Source organism: Thaumasiovibrio subtropicus, from assembly GCF_019703835.1.
Lineage (GTDB): Bacteria > Pseudomonadota > Gammaproteobacteria > Enterobacterales > Vibrionaceae > Thaumasiovibrio > Thaumasiovibrio subtropicus.
The window spans coordinates 1263978-1282923 of sequence record NZ_AP023055.1 but is presented as its reverse complement, the minus strand read 5'-3'; the positions used below and the strand labels follow the sequence as shown (position 1 = coordinate 1282923).

The window sequence follows — 18946 nt, the reverse complement described above, 5'->3', positions numbered from 1 at the left end:
GAGGTCTACTGCAAACTAAGGGTAAACCTCACTTTCCACCGAGTTTTTCGTGGAATAAAACCCGCCCCCGGTGAGATGTTTTTTAACTTTTTTAGTCAAAACAGAAAAGCGTTTCCTGTCATTAACAGGAAACGCTACCGTTAACCGTTGCGGCGAAGGCCTAAAAGTCTAGTTGAACCGATGCGCCAATGGTGCGTGGACGCACTTTCAATGGGGTCGCCGCACTGCCGTTGAAAATCATTGTGTTGTCATCAGCATCAAAGACATTTTCGACGAACAAGACGGCACGACCCTGATCGAACTGGTAGGCTAACTGGGTGTTAGCAACCCAATACCCACTAATTTTATGTTCGGGGTTATTGGCATGACCAGAGTAGTAACTACTGGTGTAGCGTGCATTCGCAGAGAAATCAAAATCGTCTAAGAAGTTGATGCGCGTGCCAAAGGTCGCTGAAGCTTCCGGTGCTCGGGCAAATTTGTTTCCTTCGATGTCGGGATCATTAAACTTCTTAATTTCAGTTCTAAGCAAGGCTAAGTTTCCAAAGAACTCAAGGTGATAGCTTGGCATCCATTGCGCGCCAAACTCTGCACCATAAGTGGTGGCTTTCTCGGCATTTCGAATAATGACGTCTCGAGGACCGAGTTGTTGCGTTAGCTGCATGTCATCATAGTCGTTGTAGAAGATATTCGAAGTTAACTGCAGTTTCCCATCATCGAGGCGATGACGAGAATAAAGCTCGTAGTTTAATACCGTCTCTTCTTCAAATTTGTAGGGGACAAAACCGATCAGAGAAATCCCCGCACCACCAGCGTTGTAGCCTTTACCGACTTTGAATCCTAGCGTATGACCAAACTCAGGTTTCCATGCGATATCGAGCTTAGGCAAGAAGGCACTGAAGCTTTCATCATAATCGACGTTGATGAATAGCAGTCCATTGCGACCTTTCATTGAAGCATCAACGAGGCGGCGACGGTCTTCACGTTCATATCGTGCTGCGACTGTGATATCGATAGTGGGAGAGGCGGCGTAGGTCACTTCGAAGAAAGCGGACTTCGTTTCTGTCTCATCCTTCATCGGGTGTTTACCAATGGCGTTCAAGTAAGCTTCATCCTGCTCTGATTCGTAATACCTAAGGCCAGCCAAACTTTGAATGCGATCGTCGTCACTGCGATAGCGGATCAGTGGTTCAAGATGGTATTCATCTCCATCCGCATCAAAATCAGCGAGTCGTGGGCCTGGTCGAGTCATCCGGTTGAAGCTTAAATCGGAGTAAGTCATGTTGTTTTCAAACGTGACGTTATCATTAAACTCCCAGCTAAGATCCCAACTTGTGCTCAGTGAATCGGTTGTATAAATAGGTCGGTACTCATCCATTTGAGCACCGGGTCTTCCGTTAGGATCGAGCTCGTACTCTCCTTGTGGGGAGCGGGTATCCATATAACTAATCGTGAATTCAGTGCGAAGCTGTGGGACGGCGGTCGGCTCGATAAGCAGTTTGGCGCGGGCGGTGGTCATCTCGATCTCACCGGAATTACCCACAGGCTCATACGTTGCTAGGTCGACGTGACTCTCTCGTTTTTGCTGATCAACGGCGAGACGAAAAGCGACTTGCTCTTCGACAATAGGGGCAGAAATCATTGCCGCTGTTTGAGAGTAATCATGCTCTCCCAATGCCCCTTTCACGCTACTTTCCCAATGATAGGTAGGATCTTTGGACTTCATGACGATGGCACCGGCAATGGCATTTCGCCCTTGGACATAGCTTTGTGGTCCAACATAGATCTCTGCTTGCTCTATATCCCACAGCGATCTCGGACCAAAGGCAATCTCGGAGTAGTTGAGTGATCGCCCATCAATAGAGAGGTTTAAGCGTGGGCTAATACCAGCAAAAGTCGCAAGCCCGCCAATGGAGGGGCCTGAACTGTCTATGCCTCGAATTGCCGGTAAGTGGTTACCCGTGCCTACATCGACGATGGCGGGATTCAGTCGCATTAGGTCGGCAATTTCAGTCGCGTTTGGGGTGTTGGCGATGGTATCAGCGTCGAAAACATTGACACTGGCGCTGGTATCATAAATAGAGCGGGTGGTTTTCTCGCCGTAAACAGTGACAACGGGAATTTCCGCGGTGTTTTCGGCCACCACAATGGGCGCAAATGCACTGAGCATAGCCGCACTCATATAGGTAGCGAGAGGCGTTAATCGAAAAGGGGTCGAGCTTTTAACTGCCATGTAAACGAATCCTCTTTATAATAGCGAGCGAGTTTTCTTGCAGTAAAAAACAAAGATATTGAAGTGAATAGTAAGAGGGCGAAATAGGGGTAAAGATTCTCTTAATATTTTTACAATAATCTAAAGCTGTTTTTTAGGCAAGGTTAATCACTGCGATATTATGGTTATTAATAAATTATTCATTATGTGAATTGTTCGCACACTCTATATAAGCAGTGTGTAGATGTAAAGAGTTATCATTTACAAAATGGTGGTTTTATTTTACTCTTAAAAATCAATAATTTAATGAAATTCTTCATTGAGCATTTAGAATAGGAAAATGACCTTTTCGCATAATTAGTCTGATGCTGTTTTAATGGGTTAGCGAAATTGTGGTTATTTCATTTCGATCTTTGTTAAGTCTTTTATAGCTTTTTTGAAGCGGGTCGATATTAATCTGACGATATCGCATAATTTTTTGAATTGAACGCATAGGCAAAGCCCGCGAATTAATTGCGGGCTTGAGTATATTTAGTTAATGGTAGCGTTGGATAAGATTGAAGATGACTCAATGAGTGCGAGGCATTGACGAAAAGGCATTGCACTCAATTGACCAAACCCCACCATTTGCCGCGCTTTAAGTCGGGTGAAAAACGGCGTCGTTAACCCGCACAAAAAACGGCAAAGCAGCGTCTCTGTCACTGTGATTTCGTGTTTTGAGGCTGCGGCAATCAGTGGCTGACACCAATCAATCACTTGGGTGGCACTAGCCAATGTCGTGTTTTCTGGTTGGTTCAGCACGGCAGGTTGACCAAGACAAACACTACAGTGTCCACACCCCGTGGGTTGGCGAGGTGATTGAGTGTCACCAAAATAGTCCGCTAAGCGGTAAGATAGACAACGTTCGCTACTGAAAAACTGGACCATTTCGTCAATACGTTCGATTGCAGCCTGCTCTTTAGTTTGTGTCAGTGCAGTGAGTGTCGACGCTACCATGTCTCGGTCAAAATGCGGTTGACGAACATGATAGACATCAGTCATCTGCTTGGTTTCGAGTTGAATTAGACCTAATTCCTCAAAATAGTTAAGCGCGCGGATGGCGCGTTTACGCTCACCACGACTTTCATGCCACAAGCGATCAAAATCGACTTGATGCCAAGTACGTGCTTTGGGAGAGGCACGGAAGATTTGCTCGACGAATTGTTGTCGCTCCCCTTGAAACTTCGCCAAAATCGCTTCAACGGGTTGTAGGGTCTTGAAGCGATACTCAGCAAAATAGCTAAAGCCCATTTCTATAATGCCTTCCATTTCGAGGTAGACGAGCAAGGTTTTGAGAACGAGTTGACGAATATTGGTTTCATTCGAGAGAGAATGTAGCTTAACGTGCCAATCTGCCTCTGGTATTTGTGCAAGTAGTGCGTCGATCGCACTGCGTTCAGGGGTATCCCCAAACACGAAGTTCTCAAGCACCGTGATACCGCTGAGATCGGCGAAAACGGTACAGGTTGAGCTGAGACCATCTCGTCCGGCTCGACCAATTTCTTGGCTATAGTTTTCAATCGATTTAGGGAGATCAAAGTGGAAAACGCGCCGGATGTTGGCTTTGTCTACGCCCATTCCGAAAGCGATAGTCGCGACCACACAATCGATACGGTTTGCCATGAACGCATCTTGGATATGTTCGCGTTGGGTGCTCTCTAAACCTGCGTGGTAGGCTGCGGCATTGATACCTTGCTGAATCAGGTGCGAAGCCACCGCTTCGGCAGTCTGTTGCAGTGTAACGTATATGATGGTGGGTGACTGGGGCTCATGAAGAACATGATCTGTTAACTGCGCCAGCTTGTTTGATTCTGCCGCGATAACATTTAACGCGAGGTTAGGGCGATAAAAACCAGTAAGAACGACATCGTCCTCAGCAATGGTAAATTTATCACGCATGTCGCGAATAACGGCTGGGGTTGCCGTGGCAGTCAAAAGCAGCACTTGCGGGATGTTAAATTGCGCACGATAAGTCGGCAGCATTAAATAGTCAGGTCTGAAGTTGTGTCCCCACTCAGAAATACAGTGTGCTTCGTCGACAACGAGCATTGAGATGGGGACATTTTTGATCATTTCTCTGAATCTTTCATTCTTCAATCGCTCTACAGAGACCATGAGAATGCGTATCTCGCCTTGTGTCACGCCTCTGATAACGGCTTGCGCTTCGTCGGGTGTTTGCGTCGAATCTAACGTTGCAGCCGCGATCCCTTTACTTTGAAGAAAAGCGAGTTGGTCCTTCATCAAGGCCAGCAGGGGAGAGATTACCAAGGTAAGGTGCGGTAGATGTAGCGCTGGCAACTGATAGCACAGAGATTTGCCCGAACCTGTAGGGAAGATGGCGGCACAAGACTTGTGCTGTAGCACTTTATCGATCGTTGCCTTTTGACCATCGCGCAGTGCAGTAAAACCAAATACGTTCTGTAGTGTCGTCTCAATCATGGCGTCATAGCGAAGTAGCGGATTATGACGCCAGTGTAGCATTGGGATATATCCCGCTAGAATCTATTGTTGCTTGAAAACAAGAATGTAATGATCGGGACAACTGTCAGTATCATATAGTTCCACCTCAAACCCTGCTGCCTCAACTTCTTGAATGACCGTTTGTGGTGAGACCCGCGCCGCGTCGGTTTTTAGATCAACAAACATGACACGTGTTTCCGAGCTTATTTGCTGGTGGAGATTACGAAGGAACTGATCTCTTTCGATGATAAAGCGATAAGTATTGGCGATAAACACCTTATCCAATCCCTGAGGAAGGCAAGGGTCTGCGGGTAAACTTTGATGAATACTCACTTGTGGGAAAGCCTTGGTGTCGAAGCGAGTCTGCATGAACGCCACCATATTCGGCTCGCAATCAATCGCATGCACTTGCCCTGCTTGGACTACCTGCGCAAAGAGATTGGAGAAATAGCCGGTGCCAGCGCCAACATCAGCAATTTTGCTTGTAGGCGAGAGGTCCAAACGTTCAAGGATCTTTGAGCTGCGTTGCCACTCTTCTCGATGTTCAGCATCAAAAATGAGTGTGAGTCGTTCGGGTTCTGAAAAGCTGATGCCCATAAAATGCCCTTTATATAATCGTATGAACCGCTATTTTGCCCGCAAGATAAAACAAAGCAGCATGACGATGATCAAGTGTCCGCAGTCTGACGCCATCCCCGCTATCAGCGAGTAATAGCCTGACTGCGCCATTGATTTAGGTTTTGGAGCATTTGCGTCGTTAAAAAGGAGAAATGCGATCGAGTAAGGCTCTTTACTGCAGTGTTGCGCAAGGGATGTGAGGATTCCTCCAACTGTTTCTCACATTAATGTTCGCTCGATAGCGAGCACGGCATTGCGCAGGTTAGAGTCTTCGAATGAGTGAAATAGACCTAGTCATGACGGCATCAACCGCTGTTTTGATATAGGAAGAGCGGAACAATCTTAGGAAATAAAGAAGTTATGGACACAGCTGTGCAACGTTTAGGGTTATTGATTGATCAAAATGGGTTTCAGTACTTACTGGCTTTTGCCGCCTTGGTACTGAGTTTATTGCTGACGAGTATGATTAAACGAACGTTAAAGCGCGCAAATTTTGACCGCTTGGTGTTGCCAGTACTTCCTGACAACAAGAAAGTGTCTGAGCTACCGACACGTTTGGTGGGATGGGCTATCATAGCCTCTTCAATAGTGCCTATTTTTCAGCTGCTTAATTATGAAGCTAATTTGAATGTGTTTACACGCAGTGATTACGTGTTGCTCGGGCGTTTTTGGTTGTCTGCGGCGACGTTTGCTTTCTTCATGGGAATTGGGGCTTGGTGCTTTAGAGCCTTACAACGCTTTAGTGATTCTGATGAGCTCGCGGGTTTACAAAAAGTGGTGGGTAAAGGCGACCTAGTGAAAAATGTGGCACGGATAGCATGCAGTTTTCTTTCTCACACTATTTATGTTCTCGCGTTGTTGATTGCATTTTATGTTGTTATCCCATCTGACGGCGCAGCACTGTTTTCATTCTTCGGCAGTGAGGTCTTTTCTTTGTTAAGTACGATCATCTTGATCGCGGTTATTGTCTTAGTAGGCGGCATTGCCTTTAGTGCAACGCGACTTAATGAACAGCAGTTGTCAGAGGAGGATAGAGCATCTCGAAGAGTCTTGGGACGGGTCATTCTTGCGGTTACTGTTTTTATGTTGTTGACAACGCTACTAACCGCCTCTCAGGTGACAGGTTTCCTCATCATGTTTTGTTTGATCGCCATGTTAGGCATCAAGCGTGTGCGTGATGCCGTATTGAATCTACTGGCCGCAGGTTTTCTTTTTGCTGACCGTCGTGAAGCGATTGCTTTCCCTGATGGTGATGCAACCATCGTCGCGGTTGGTCTAAGTAACACCACCGTTGAACGAGAGGGTAAACATTTTGAGATTGAGAACGCGACCTTGTATGCGATGTGGCGAGAGCCGCTCGATGAAGAGGCACTAAAGGCGTTGGAGGTGTCAAAAGATAAAGCGGTATTGAATACGAGTTATTAGCGGCGAGTGACTCAGTCAGTAACGATGCACACATACCAAGGGGCCGAGGATGGCCCCTTTTGTTTTGCAGTCTCCGCTTGTTTTTAATCTCTATTGAGAAACGCTGCGTAAAGAGGTCTGTTTTAGCCGCCTTAGCAGTTTGAGTGCCGGGCGTTCGATGCTGTGGTAGCTCAGCGCCGATATTATAAGCGTCATGGCGATGAACACACTTGCACCCAAAACCCCTGACAGTGTGTCGGTGCGAGAAAACCATGCCGCTACCGTTTCGGGGAAGAGGTAGTGGGATAGCTCCACACCGGCGAGTACGATCACAACATGCCACAAGTAGATCGAATAGGAGATATCGCCAAGATAGCGCGTCGCACGGTTATCCAGTACAGAGAATACAATGGTTCGACGGGGTGTCTGATGCGCGCCAATTAAGACGACAAGCGCAAAACTGAGTAAGGTGAACAGGATACTGGATTGCGTCAGTGGTGTATGAAGAATCACTAGCGGTATTGTACAGACAATAGCGAGGCTGATGTCGTTATCAATAGCTTTTTTAAGCGGGGTTGATAGGCGAATTTGATACAGCCAGCATCCCAGCACAAACCCGCAAAGGCCACGCATAAACGCATTGATACCTGCAGTGAGATCTAAAGTCCCTGTCAGATCAATGATGCTGTAGTAAAGCACGAAGATTAAAACAGGGATCCACATTGTCGATTTGGCGGGCTTTAGTAGTGCCGGTAGAGAAAGTGGAAAAAGTAAATAGACGAGCCATTCGACGCTGAGAGACCACGAGGCAATGTTCCAGCTTAAAGAGTGGGTACTGACCGCTTGAATCAGTAACAAGTTATCGACAATGGCATCACTGCGATTAAACGGCCCTTGAAAGGCTGTCATCCCCGTGACGCCCCATGCATCCATCAACGGACCGCCGTAGAAGCCTAATCCGTGAGAGGATTTAAAACTCTCCCATAGAAACAAGGCGAGAAAGCTGACGAAAAAAAGTGGATAAATGCGCGTAAACCTTAGCCATACGAACCCACGCCACGACAACCCATGACCGAGTTGTTTCCGGTATACATGCATCATCACGAAACCGCTAAGCATAAAAAAGAGATCAACCCAGATATAACCATTTTCGAGAAAAGCGCTATGGTCGGCAATGCTTCCTTTCCATTGTGGAAAAAGTACCAGCCGTGCATGGTAGAAAGCGACGATGATTGCTGCAAATCCGCGCATTGGAGTGAGCAAAGGGAGAGCTCGGGCCATGAGATATCCTTATTGGTCAGGTGCAAGGAGCCGAGTGATGACCTTATAACGGCGCGCTAAGGAAGCCTAATTAACTTTCAGTCCATTGAATTAAAAATTGTTAATCTATCCAACTGACAGCTCAAGCATCCTGTGGTGGCTAGAGTAAAAAGTGCGTGTTCTACGAGATACGGTGGCAGATTTTGTGGTGTAGACGGGTACATTCAGCGTATTTATGTATAGAATACAGCGAGGTAGCTTGAGTATATCAGCAAGATAAGGCGTATCTATGTATCAAAGCTGTTTGGATTATCTTCGTCGCTGTTATCGCGAAGACTGCAGTGAACTCTCTTTAAGCAATGTCTCGCGAATCAGGGAAGATCGTCGTTATCAAGTTACTAACGAAGAGCTATTGCTGACGGGGAAACTGCCTTATCTGCCCGTACCAAGTGCGACGGTACTCCAGTCGCAAACGGATACTTATCGTCGTGAGCGTCGCTTGGTCTATACCAGTCTGATGGTCAAAGGCACCTTAAAACAGTCAACGGGTCTCGCGACTCAGCGCAAGATTGAAGGGCCTTTGTTGTTCTGCTCCGCGCATTTCACCCGAGATGACACCCAAACGCTGTGTATTGAACTCGATCTACAAGAACTTAGAGTCAACGAAGCACTGTTGAGGCAGTTGCTAAAGCCAGATAAAGAGAGTGATTGTATCGCATCATTCCCGATGATCACGGTGCCTGTTTCTGTAGCAACAATCGGATTGATCAGTCAGTGGTTGAGTGAGTACACGGTCATCGATGACTTAGAGCAACTCGCCTATTGGCCGCGCCTTCCCGATGAGGAAGCATCTTCTGCTCCGTCATCAAGGCGAAAATCGGCAATGCGCTTAACGTGTGAAAGCCGGATTGTGTTGGCGGAAAGAGGGCGTGGCGCACGAGGTATCTTGCATGAGATGCGACAACTTTGTGATGGTCGGGCGCTATCTGCGCCTATTCATGCTCTTCTCGACAAAAAACTCCACGATGAAACCCGGTTAGTTTCACCTCAGAATACGCAGACGTGCGTGACGCGCGGTGAGCAGTTGCCGTACGCCCTGAGTGAAGCGCAACGTAATGCACTCAGTCGTGCTGCAACAGAAACCTTGAGTATGATCTCTGGCCCGCCGGGGACGGGGAAAAGTTTCACCATTGCTGCGATGGCGATTGACCGTATGCTGCAAGGGGAGTCAGTGTTGATCGTAACCAAGACCGAGCAGGCAATTGATGTGATCGGCAGTAAACTACGCCGCGACTTTGATCTTCACAATGGCTTTGTACACGCTAGTGCAACTGGCATGAACAAAACGTTGCGCGCCTATCTCAAAGATTTGCTGTTCCATGGTATGGGGGAATCTGGGAGTGTCGACGATGCGTTTCAGTCACTGACGAAAGGCTATCAGGGATTACAGCAAAGGGCACGGCGTTTTGAAAAATCACTTTGGGCCGCGCGTTTTGTGAGTAAAGAGAGCGCGGGACGGTGGCATCAGCGCTGGCGGGCGCGTTGGTATCGCTATTTAAAAGGCGAACAGCATCTTTGGCAAGCACAACATCAATTAAATGAAGCAACCAAGGCTTACCAAACCAGTGCGCGTCGTTACATCAATCGAAAACGTGGGCAACAGTTACACGCGGTATTATCGTCTCATCGCGCGGTGCTAAGTCAGTTTGCCGATGCGCTCAAAGCGCGCCATTCTAAATCGCAGGAGGAGCGATTAGCGGCAACTGATTTTCAGGTATTGCTGTCTGCACTGCCGATCTGGTTGGCGACCAGTGATGAGTTAAGCGAGGGGCTACCACTGCAAAAAGGGCTATTTGATCTGGTAATCTTTGATGAGGCAACCCAATCAGACATCACGAGCGCCATGCCGGCATTGTATCGTGCTAAGCGTGCCGTGGTGGTTGGAGACAGCAAGCAGCTTCGCCATGTTTCATTTCTCTCCCGGCGTAAGCAGCAACACTTTTGGCAACATTGTGGGTTGCCAGCTTCATTGTACGATGGTTGTGACTATCGAGAGAATGCCTTGCTTGATTGGGTTTCATCTGCGATTACCTCGCAGCAATCTGTCACTTTTTTAGATGAGCATTACCGAAGTCGAGCCAGTTTGATCGAATTTAGTAATCTCGCATTTTACGGCAGCCAGTTGAAGATCATGCAGGCTCGACCTCATCCCGAGAAAGTGAATGGCTTACAGTTCCACTTCATCAAGGAGGGAAAACGAACGCAGAGAGGACAAAATAGCGCAGAGTGCGAGGCGATTGTGCGGGCGATTTCAGCCCACGTTGACAAGTATTCGGATGCCCCTTATCAGCCAACGCTTGGCGTCGTCTCCCCGTTCCGGGATCAAGCGGAGTACTTGCAAAGAGTACTACATAAGCAGTTTTCTCCTGCTGTGATGGATGGGTTTGAAATACGTGTCGCTACGCCGTATGGATTTCAAGGTGAAGAGCGTGATGTCATGTTGATTTCAATGGCCATTGACAGTGATTCTGGTCGAGCAGCTGCTTATCTCAATCGGGAAGATATGTTCAATGTCATGATTACACGCGCGAAAGAGCAGCAACATGTCTATCATTCGCTTCCCGCAGAGGCGTTGCCTAATAACAATTTGTTTCGGCGTTATTTAGACTCACATGCGAGCCATCAGGATATCGCTGCTGTGCAAGAGGCCTCGGAGCAAGTTTGCGCGTTTACGCGCGCGGTGCAGAGTGAACTCAATACGCTTAACATTCCCAATTGGGTCGGGTTCAATATTGCCGGGCAGACCGTGGACATTGTTTGTCAGTATCAAGAGAAAGTGCTGGGTATCGATTTGATTGGTTACGACGGCGAGTTTGAATCCCATTTTGATATTGAATCTTACCGGGCTCTAGAAAGAGCGGGGATAGACCTGTTACTGGTTCCTTACCGCCTTTGGCAAACCGACCGCAGAGTCATTCTCGACAGAGTTGCTGAAATATTAGACATTTAAGGGCGCGCTTTAATACACTGCCAGCATGACTTGTATATAAACAGGGAGAGTTGAAGTGCAGTACCACTCCATCGCCTTACCTTTGATTGGTTCAGGCTCGGGGAATCGCGGCAAGCAATGGTCGCTGAACATCATCAAACAGACCCTAGAAGCAATGGACAGTGATATAGAAGTAATCATCGTGACTTACTCTCGTCAGTAGGTGACGCGTCTCTTTTTCGAGTCACCTGCCTACTCGTGCTGATTATATACTCAGTGTGTCTATGATTGAGGAGCACTGTGTGTCAGCAAACCAGCAAAGGGCTATCACTGTCGCGGAATTTAGCGAACAGGTTTACCGCGAGGATGCGTCGCGCATCATGGCATCGTTACTGCGTATCTTTGGCCACCACAATATCGATTTGGCAGAAGATATTATGCAGGATGCGTTTCATAAAGCCCTAATACATTGGGAAAAAGAAGGTATTCCTGACAATCCAAGAGCTTGGTTGATTCAAACAGCAAAACGTAAAGCGATAGATCGACTTCGTGCTCAAAAAACACACATTACGTTAGCAGAACAACACGCCGAATTGTTGAAGAGCGAATGGAGTATGGCGCACACGGTTGAACTTGCGTTTACCGATGAGCACTTCATTCAAGACGAGCAACTCAGAATGATTTTTGCGTGTTGTGACCCGAATATTCGACCACAAAATCAAATCCCCTTCATTCTCCGCGTGCTGTGCGGTCTTTCTCTTCGCGCGATTGCGAGTGCGTTGATGTTGCCGGAAGAGACGGTGAAGAAACGCATTGCTCGTACGAAGCAGGCTTTTAAAACGTCTAGCCAGACACTGCCAGATGCAGAGCACTTTCAGCAAGGCTTACAGAGCGTACATACCGTGCTATACCTGTTGTTCAATGAAGGCTATTACAGTAGCGAGGAGACCGCGACAATAAAGCTGGTCATGTGTCGAGAAGCCATTTCGCTACTTCAAACGACCATAGAGGTGGCGGGTTCGATGAAGGCAAATAAAGATATTGTCTCTGCCGAGTCAATGTCGCTGTTGGCCTTGATGCATTTTCATTTGTCGCGTGCGGATGCCCGCTTTGATACGCAAGGCCGCTTGATTCCCTTAAACTTACAAAACAGGCAACGCTGGCAGCAAGAGAAAGTGTTGCAAGGAATGGTTTGGCTACGACGTGCCGAGCAGCAACCCAAAGAGCGGCGGGGGCGTTTCTTTTATGAAGCAAGAATTGCTGAGCATCATTGCACCGCTGCGGAGTTTGCGGATACTGACTGGTCAGCCATCGCGATCTGTTATCGATACCTCATTGAGATAACAGACTCAGATTTGGTGCGCTTACATTACGCCATTGCATTGGGATATCGAGGTGATGTGCTGCTTGCCTTGGAGCAAGTCAACGCATTGATGACTTCACCATTGTTAAAACATTCCCATTTATTGGATGCGACACTCGCGCACCTTTACGCAATGCAAGGTGAGCGCAGTGAAGCGCTGTTTCATGCCGAGCGATCCACGGAAAAAGGCGGATCTGATCAAGAGCAGACCGTCATGTACCAGCAAATAGAGCGCTTGTTGGTTGCGCATCGTGCTGGCGCATAATCATCATCTAGAGCGCACCCCGTGCGGTGCGCTCTGGTCTTTAGTGGCTAGATGCTATCTATTGGCAAACGCCTTTATCAATCCAAACTGCCCACTCGCTACTGTTGTCTAGCGGGTTATCGCCCTGTGTCCACCATTTCGCTTCGTAAAGGTGGCCGGTGTAACTGACTTGGTCACCCTTGAGGTAAACTGCTGAGCTGTTCCATGCGGTGGCGTTGCAACTGCCTGCGTTGCCAGTGCTCACGGTGATGGATTGGGTTTGGCTTCTTGATGCACCTTCATTATCGGTTACCGTTAGGGTGACGTTGTAACTCCCCTCGGTGACATAAATATGAGAAGCATTGAGCCCTGATGCGGTACTGCCGTTGCCGAACTGCCAGCTGTAAGCCGTGATAGTGCCATCGTTGTCATAGCTGGACGATGCATCAAAGTCACACTGGGTCGCATTACAACGGTATGTGAAATCCGCGATAGGCGACAGGTTTGTGCTGCCTCCCCCCGAACCTATGCTGCCATCGGGAATACCTGCGGGGAAAAAGCTGCTAATTTGAGGCCAGATTTTATCAATGAGCACACCGCGGTTTTCACACCCACCTAGGTGGTGAAGAGCGATCACTTTATTGCTCGATGCGGCAAGCACCGGAGAGCCAGATGATCCGCCTTCCGTATCACAGAGATATCCGGTATCCGTGTTGTAACCTTTCCCGTTGGTGACTGGTGAGTCGATTTGGCACAATGAGGTACCCGTTTGATCGGTTGTTATACCGAGTTCTTTATGGCGACCGCCGGGATGTTGCGGAATGAAAATGCGCTCCTTGGCGACTGGCGTACGCACATCTAACCCTAACGCACCAAAGGCAGCAATCTGCGAGAAGTTCTTGACGTTAAACAAGGTGTAATCGAGGGTGATATTGGTCTTCAATAATTGGTCGGCTTGTACCTTTACCGTGGTTTCTCGGCTACCGCCACAAGCGGCGAGTTGATAGTTGAACCACACTTCTGTCGATGCTGCTTCCGCCGCGGATTCGATACAATGGTTGTTTGTCATCATCAAGTTATCGGGACCAACACGCCAAGCGGTGCATAGGCTGCGACCATTGATCAACAATCTTGCGACAGGGTCTGCGTGTTTCACTTCAGTAGGGTAACTATCAGCAAAGCAGGCCACTGCACGTTTTTGGTCGGTACCGCAGATAGATTCCGTGATGTAACCATCGCTATCCATTTGGGTGTTGTTCTGCATTAAGGTATCAAGTTCGGCTTGCGGCTTACCAAACTGGACAAAATCGATCACCACACTGGGTGCCGTTTGTTGATTGTTTGCTTGACCAACAAGGCGTATTTCCACTGTATCACCAGCGATGGACATCGCCGAAAAACGCTCAACCCCATCATCACCGCGTGCAGTGTCCTGAGTTTTAGGTGTGTTGAGTGACGCGCCATAGTGGAGTTTTTCGTTGGTGTCTGGATTAAGGAGTTCAATCGCCATGCCATCGGGTAGCGTTAGCTGGGCAAAGTGGATTTTGACGAAAGAGGCTTGTGGTTGATGGATCACCCAAATGGTTTCACCGTTTTGGGTTGTTTTTTGTGTCAGGTTGGTATGACTACTTTCATACGGTTGGGCACTGGTAACATTGATATTTATCTCAGCGCGATCAGCGATAACCATCTTTTCGCTACTGGCAGCATAGCTTGCCAAAGGCAGCAGCGACGCGGCGAGTAAAGAGAGGGAGAATAAGCGACGAGCGGTTCCTTTTTTCTGATTTAATGATTGATTAGTCATTACTTTTTCCTTGAGTCTTTTTTAAATGGGATGCTGATTTTCAGCACGAAAAAAGACTAGTGCAGCCGACAAAATACGCATTAAGGTATAAAAACTTTGACATAATTCTTTCATGAAATTTCGGCTCTGCGACATCTTCATTTGAGAAATCGATTACATCGTCATGTGAATGTTGATATCGCTCAAGAGAATGATGCTGGGTAATACGATGGCAATATAGAAAGAGTGTGGCGATTATCTCTGCAGTTTTACCGATGAGTAGCAGAGATTATTGCTTTGGCAACAAGAGTGAGGGATTCGTACATCCCACTCTTGTTGGTTTAGATTGGCAGCTGTCGAGATTACTTTACACTGCGTGTCGAGGGACTGGCTTGTTCAATGGACTCGATGTCGACGATCTTCGAGCGTGTCATCACAATTTTCCATCGTTGCACCACGGGTTCTTCGTTGTCGTCTAAGGTGCGAGTGATCAGATTAATGAGGTGGCGCTTTTCAACCGACTCTTTGATGACTTTGTCTTCTTTGAGTCGATAGATGCGTTGTGAGCCTTTCTCCATTAAACGTGCGATAGCGCGAAGGTCAAACAGTATTGCTTCACGGGTTTGCTCATAACCGCTGAGAAACTTGGTGATGGAGAGCTTGGATTCGCTTTTATAGTGCAGAATGACTTCTTCACGTTGCGACACTTTTCCGCGACGCGCTTTTTGAATGGTTTCGTCCAACTTGTTGTAAGCCAGATACTCTAGCCATTCCCGCTTACGACCGACTTGGGTACTGGACGTACTGTCGAAGTAGGTCTTCTGCCATTTAGGGCGACCCTTACGAATCCAACGCCAAAGTGCATTTTTCAAGTCGTCTTTGAAGACTTCACGAAGGGCATAAATACCGGATAGCGTGACAATAAACAGCGCGGTAACGTCTTTTAGAAACCACTGCGCTTGTAAAATCATATAGGACACGAACAGCATGACGATCGCGGTCGCACTGCCTTTCACGATTTTATTCATGGTGCCGCCCAGTTCTGTCGTTTTCTCACGCAGTGTCACGGGGTATTCAATCAAGCGGCGTAACAGGCGCATTTTGTTCGACATACGTGTGGGATCACGCATTGCATGCCGAGAGTTATAGCGCTTTTCTTCGCGGTAGTGGTTTTCAGATTGCACTGTCTCCATCAATTGATCTTTGATGTCGGGGTACATATCGCCACGGGGCAAGTGCGCAATCAGGGCGAGAAACTGCTGCTCGGTCGTCCAAGACAAGTAGTTATCAATGTTTTCGAAATACTTGAGCAGTTTTTTGTCGCTTGGAATGTTGCGGCGAAGCTTACGTAAAATACTTTCTGCCAACAGCTTGGCATCGATGACCGCATCCCAATACTCATTGGCCTCGTAGGCTTCATCGAGCATGTCCTCACTTTCAACATTATCACGCTTTTTATCTACAAAAGGGTGATGGAGCAAACTGTGCGCCGTTTTTTCTAACGCTAAAACATATTGATAGGCGTAGAGGCTCAAACTTAAACGGTATTGCTCAGTGGAGAGTTTCCCCCGGCTGGCGAGACGGCTATGCACGAGAGGGAGCAGGTTTTTATTACTGTAGTACGTTTGTTTACTGTGAATAGCGCTGTGGTAAAAGTCATCCTCAGTGAGGACATGCGGGCTAAGGTCGAGTTCACCAGGTACAAAAAGGAAGACTTCTAGTTCGCGTTCTTTTGTTTCGCTCTGTACGTGAGTAAGACGCAGTTGCATACCGTCGCGTTTTTCTACCGTTATCACTGAGTTGAGGTGCTCCTTTAAAGGTGATATTTATCGTGATCAATCGCTCATTAATATGTTGCAATTACATTGCAGTTACATGATAAGCGACTTCAGAAAAAATATCATCTGGTTTCAGGCGCTTACTTTTGTCTATGTGGTATCGCATGTTTCATTCGTCGCAGCGATTTCTCAGTAACTTATTGACTAATGCCGAATTGGCATCTCGAATGGTGGGGAGTTGGAACCTTGCTTGACGAATGTCTCGCAGTGCCAGTTCAGTAACGAGGAGCTGTTCTTGTCTATCGGCTTCAGCAACGCACTCGCCGTAGGCATTTAGAATTCGCGAGTGTCCATTGAATCTCAGTTCGCCTTCGTTGCTGCAACTGTTCGCCATCAGCACAGGTACGCCATAGGTCATACTGAGGAAGTTGGTGTTGGTTTCCCAACCTTGTGAGGGCAGTAATGTGTCGCCGAGCAAGGTTTCTGCATTATTCATCGGTGCCAGTAGCAGAGATGGTTTGTCGAGCATCGCGATATGTGGCAAAGCGGGGTTCCAAAGATCGCTGCCGATCAATGAATGAGTGCGCCAGCCGGGAAAGGGTTCTGAACTCTCAATCGCTTGCCCCTTACTAAACCATTTTCCTTCTTCGAAGGGGCCGTAATTAGGCAAGTTGATTTTTCGGTGTAAGTGGATCATTTGGCCATGTTTTAGGATGGCATGCGCGTTGTAAAACTCGCCCGGTGCAGCCTCTTCGACAAAACCGACACAGACCGCCATATTGGTCGCGATCGCGGCAAGTTCGTCAAAGATTTCATGAGATGTGGGTAATGCGACATCGAGCGTTTGCTGCTTGAGGTTGTAGCCGGTAAGAGAGAGCTCAGGAAAGAGCAAGAGATCGATGTGTTGAGCGTTGGCTTGATCAATGAACTGGCGATGCTTTTCTAAATTGGCATTGAGGTCAGCAAGAGACGTGGCAACTTGGCCGATACCGACCCGAAGATAATCGAGATTATTCATATTTTCTCCCATGCAACAAGCCGCATGTGTTTGATCCCAGCATAGCAGATGCCGACACAAGTGCGTTGTCGTGGGTGTCTCGTTATTAAGCCGCTTGCGGGTAGCAAACGGCTATTTCATTAGGGGAAGAGTTTGGCACATGACTCTGTATTACAACGAAAGTAGGTGGTTTTGTTGTTACAACTGAGCGTGCCCGTTGTATCGCTATGGATCTGCCACAAGCAGGCGCTATCACCTTGATAGCGAGCGACACCAGAGACGAAACAATAAAGTGCATTCTCAGCGGTTTTCAGTTCACGCTCAGGGGCATTGGCTGCGCGATCAAAGTACTGAGTGATCGATGATAAGTCTAAGTTGACTTGACGAATATCGCAGTCGCCATTTCCTGATACAAACTGACGAATCTCAATGTCTTCACTGTTAATGTGAAGACCATCAAGGGGTGAACTATCGATCAAAGCGGCGTCTTGGTTAGCGACGGTTGTGCCTGAGAAACTCAGGATAGCAATGACAATCCAAACCCGACAGTGAGTGAGAAAAGGGGAGCAGTGGTTGAAATGACCTAGCCAGTTAGGAAGTGAACGCAAGCGCAAAACGCAGTACCTCTCTGATTGTTTTTGGTTTTGTTGCTTCACGTTAACCCGTTAGCGCGAACAAGGAGAATGAACTTTTCTGCAATTGGAGAAACGCTGTAGCTGAGAGAAATTGACCATTCGCACCTGCAAAAATTTTTTGAAGTAGATCACGTTGTATCTCTCCAAGTCTCTGGTGATAGCGTGAAAATCGCAGGCAATGCTGTTGCGATCAGCGAGAGAAAAGGTTTGCGTAGCGTGTTTCCCACGGCGGTTGTAAGTGCGTCTCTAGAAGAATTCTTAAAAAAAGACCAAAAGATGTCCCTGTGAGTGATTCTGGATCGTCTATAAGGTGAACATAACCTCAAACAAGGAGCAACACATGAACACGTATATGTTGATTTACTTAGGTGGCGATCCAGAATGGCATGCGAAAACGACGCCAGAAGAGATGGCAGCGGCAATGGCGCAGTGGACGCAATGGATGGAAGTGTTAAGGTCAAAAGATCAGCTTGTTGATGGTGGTGTGCCACTTGAGTTTGGTGGCGTCAGAGTCAACAAGGAAGGGATGGTGACAGACATAGCGGCGAGTGAGTTCAAAGAGTTGGTATCAGGGTTCTCGCTCGTTAAAGCAGAGACTGACGAGCAGCTCATGGAAATTATCAAAGCTTGCCCCATTTTTAATCATCCGGAGATTGAAGTAGAAGTGCGCAAAGTGATGTGTATGGGGTAGGCGTCTCGTGTATGAGCCTTGTTCCTGTGACTGAATCAGTGACACGAACATGACTTGAATACTATTGTGCGGCGAGTATCACTTTGGTACTCGTCGCAATTGTAGGAACGAGTGTACAAATCATCACCTATCCTCCTGATTTTTATTGATTAACAAGCATAGAACGTCGACTAATTGCAATCCTCTATGCATCATAAATGATACATTCGCCCAATAATTGATATAAATATTAATTGCTGTGAGATATTGATCGTTCTCACTAAGGTCTGTGGGCATATACTTATTTAGGATTTACATTAAAGCAGTATACCCAAGCGACGTTGTTACCTCGTATTGTCCAATGCTTATCATTTATCTCAGTCGCATCGATGGTGTCTCCAGAGTCCTGATGGCGCGCGATAATGATAAGTAGCCCAAGATGTTGAATGCCGATTATTCGTTTCTTTAAAAATACGTGTCGCCAAATTCTTGGCTCT

The 18946-nt window shown here is 47.4% G+C and carries 13 protein-coding genes; 5 read left to right on the top strand and 8 right to left on the bottom strand.

Annotated elements, in window-relative coordinates; all coding sequences use genetic code 11:
• Nucleotides 1–160: 160 nt before the first annotated feature.
• The 3 genes from TSUB_RS22230 to TSUB_RS22220 form a co-directional block, all read right to left on the bottom strand.
• A complete protein-coding gene (locus tag TSUB_RS22230) occupies nt 161–2230 on the bottom strand; it encodes a TonB-dependent receptor (RefSeq protein ID WP_087018284.1) in 2070 nt (689 codons plus the stop codon).
• Between the two features lie 510 nt (nt 2231–2740).
• A complete protein-coding gene (locus TSUB_RS22225; RefSeq protein WP_087018022.1) occupies nt 2741–4687 on the bottom strand; it encodes a RecQ family ATP-dependent DNA helicase in 1947 nt (648 codons plus the stop codon).
• Between the two features lie 63 nt (nt 4688–4750).
• Nucleotides 4751–5305: a class I SAM-dependent methyltransferase gene (locus tag TSUB_RS22220; protein WP_087017991.1), complete on the bottom strand. Its 555-nt coding sequence runs from the start codon at nt 5303–5305 to the stop codon at nt 4751–4753.
• A gap of 381 nt (nt 5306–5686) precedes the next feature.
• Between TSUB_RS22220 and TSUB_RS22215 the strand changes: the two genes are divergently transcribed.
• On the top strand, nt 5687–6751 hold the full coding sequence (locus TSUB_RS22215) for a hypothetical protein (protein ID WP_087017993.1): 1065 nt from the start codon (nt 5687–5689) through the stop codon (nt 6749–6751).
• Nucleotides 6752–6841: 90 nt separating this feature from the next.
• On the opposite strand, the gene TSUB_RS22210 is transcribed toward TSUB_RS22215, so the two are convergent.
• Nucleotides 6842–8011 (bottom strand): acyltransferase family protein, encoded by a 1170-nt coding sequence (locus TSUB_RS22210; protein WP_087017995.1) that lies wholly within the window; start codon nt 8009–8011, stop codon nt 6842–6844.
• Nucleotides 8012–8279: 268 nt separating this feature from the next.
• Here TSUB_RS22210 and TSUB_RS22205 point away from each other — a divergent pair, with 268 nt between their 5' ends.
• The 3 genes from TSUB_RS22205 (at nt 8280) to TSUB_RS22195 (ending at nt 12607) form a co-directional block, all read left to right on the top strand.
• Nucleotides 8280–11000: an AAA domain-containing protein gene (locus TSUB_RS22205; protein ID WP_087017997.1), complete on the top strand. Its 2721-nt coding sequence runs from the start codon at nt 8280–8282 to the stop codon at nt 10998–11000.
• A 55-nt stretch (nt 11001–11055) separates the two neighbouring features.
• Nucleotides 11056–11202 carry a macro domain-containing protein gene (locus tag TSUB_RS22200; RefSeq protein ID WP_159064825.1) on the top strand — a complete coding sequence of 49 codons (147 nt, stop codon included), beginning with the start codon at nt 11056–11058 and terminating at the stop codon, nt 11200–11202.
• 79 nt (nt 11203–11281) lie between these two features.
• Nucleotides 11282–12607 carry an RNA polymerase sigma factor gene (locus TSUB_RS22195; protein ID WP_246616480.1) on the top strand — a complete coding sequence of 442 codons (1326 nt, stop codon included), beginning with the start codon at nt 11282–11284 and terminating at the stop codon, nt 12605–12607.
• A gap of 58 nt (nt 12608–12665) precedes the next feature.
• Here the strand turns inward: TSUB_RS22195 and TSUB_RS22190 are convergent, their stop codons facing one another.
• The 4 genes from TSUB_RS22190 to TSUB_RS22175 all read right to left on the bottom strand — a co-directional run bounded on the left by TSUB_RS22190 (nt 12666) and on the right by TSUB_RS22175 (nt 17758).
• Nucleotides 12666–14390: a PKD domain-containing protein gene (locus TSUB_RS22190; RefSeq protein ID WP_087018001.1), complete on the bottom strand. Its 1725-nt coding sequence runs from the start codon at nt 14388–14390 to the stop codon at nt 12666–12668.
• Nucleotides 14391–14731: 341 nt separating this feature from the next.
• Nucleotides 14732–16165: a hypothetical protein gene (locus TSUB_RS22185; protein ID WP_087018003.1), complete on the bottom strand. Its 1434-nt coding sequence runs from the start codon at nt 16163–16165 to the stop codon at nt 14732–14734.
• Between the two features lie 151 nt (nt 16166–16316).
• Nucleotides 16317–17165, bottom strand: a complete 849-nt coding sequence (locus TSUB_RS22180; protein ID WP_087018005.1) for a nitrilase-related carbon-nitrogen hydrolase — start codon at nt 17163–17165, stop codon at nt 16317–16319.
• 119 nt (nt 17166–17284) lie between these two features.
• Complete coding sequence (locus TSUB_RS22175) at nt 17285–17758, bottom strand: hypothetical protein (protein ID WP_087018007.1); 474 nt, start codon at nt 17756–17758, stop codon at nt 17285–17287.
• A gap of 361 nt (nt 17759–18119) precedes the next feature.
• Here TSUB_RS22175 and TSUB_RS22170 point away from each other — a divergent pair, with 361 nt between their 5' ends.
• Complete coding sequence (locus TSUB_RS22170; RefSeq protein WP_087018009.1) at nt 18120–18470, top strand: YciI family protein; 351 nt, start codon at nt 18120–18122, stop codon at nt 18468–18470.
• The last annotated feature ends 476 nt before the right edge of the window (nt 18471–18946 follow it).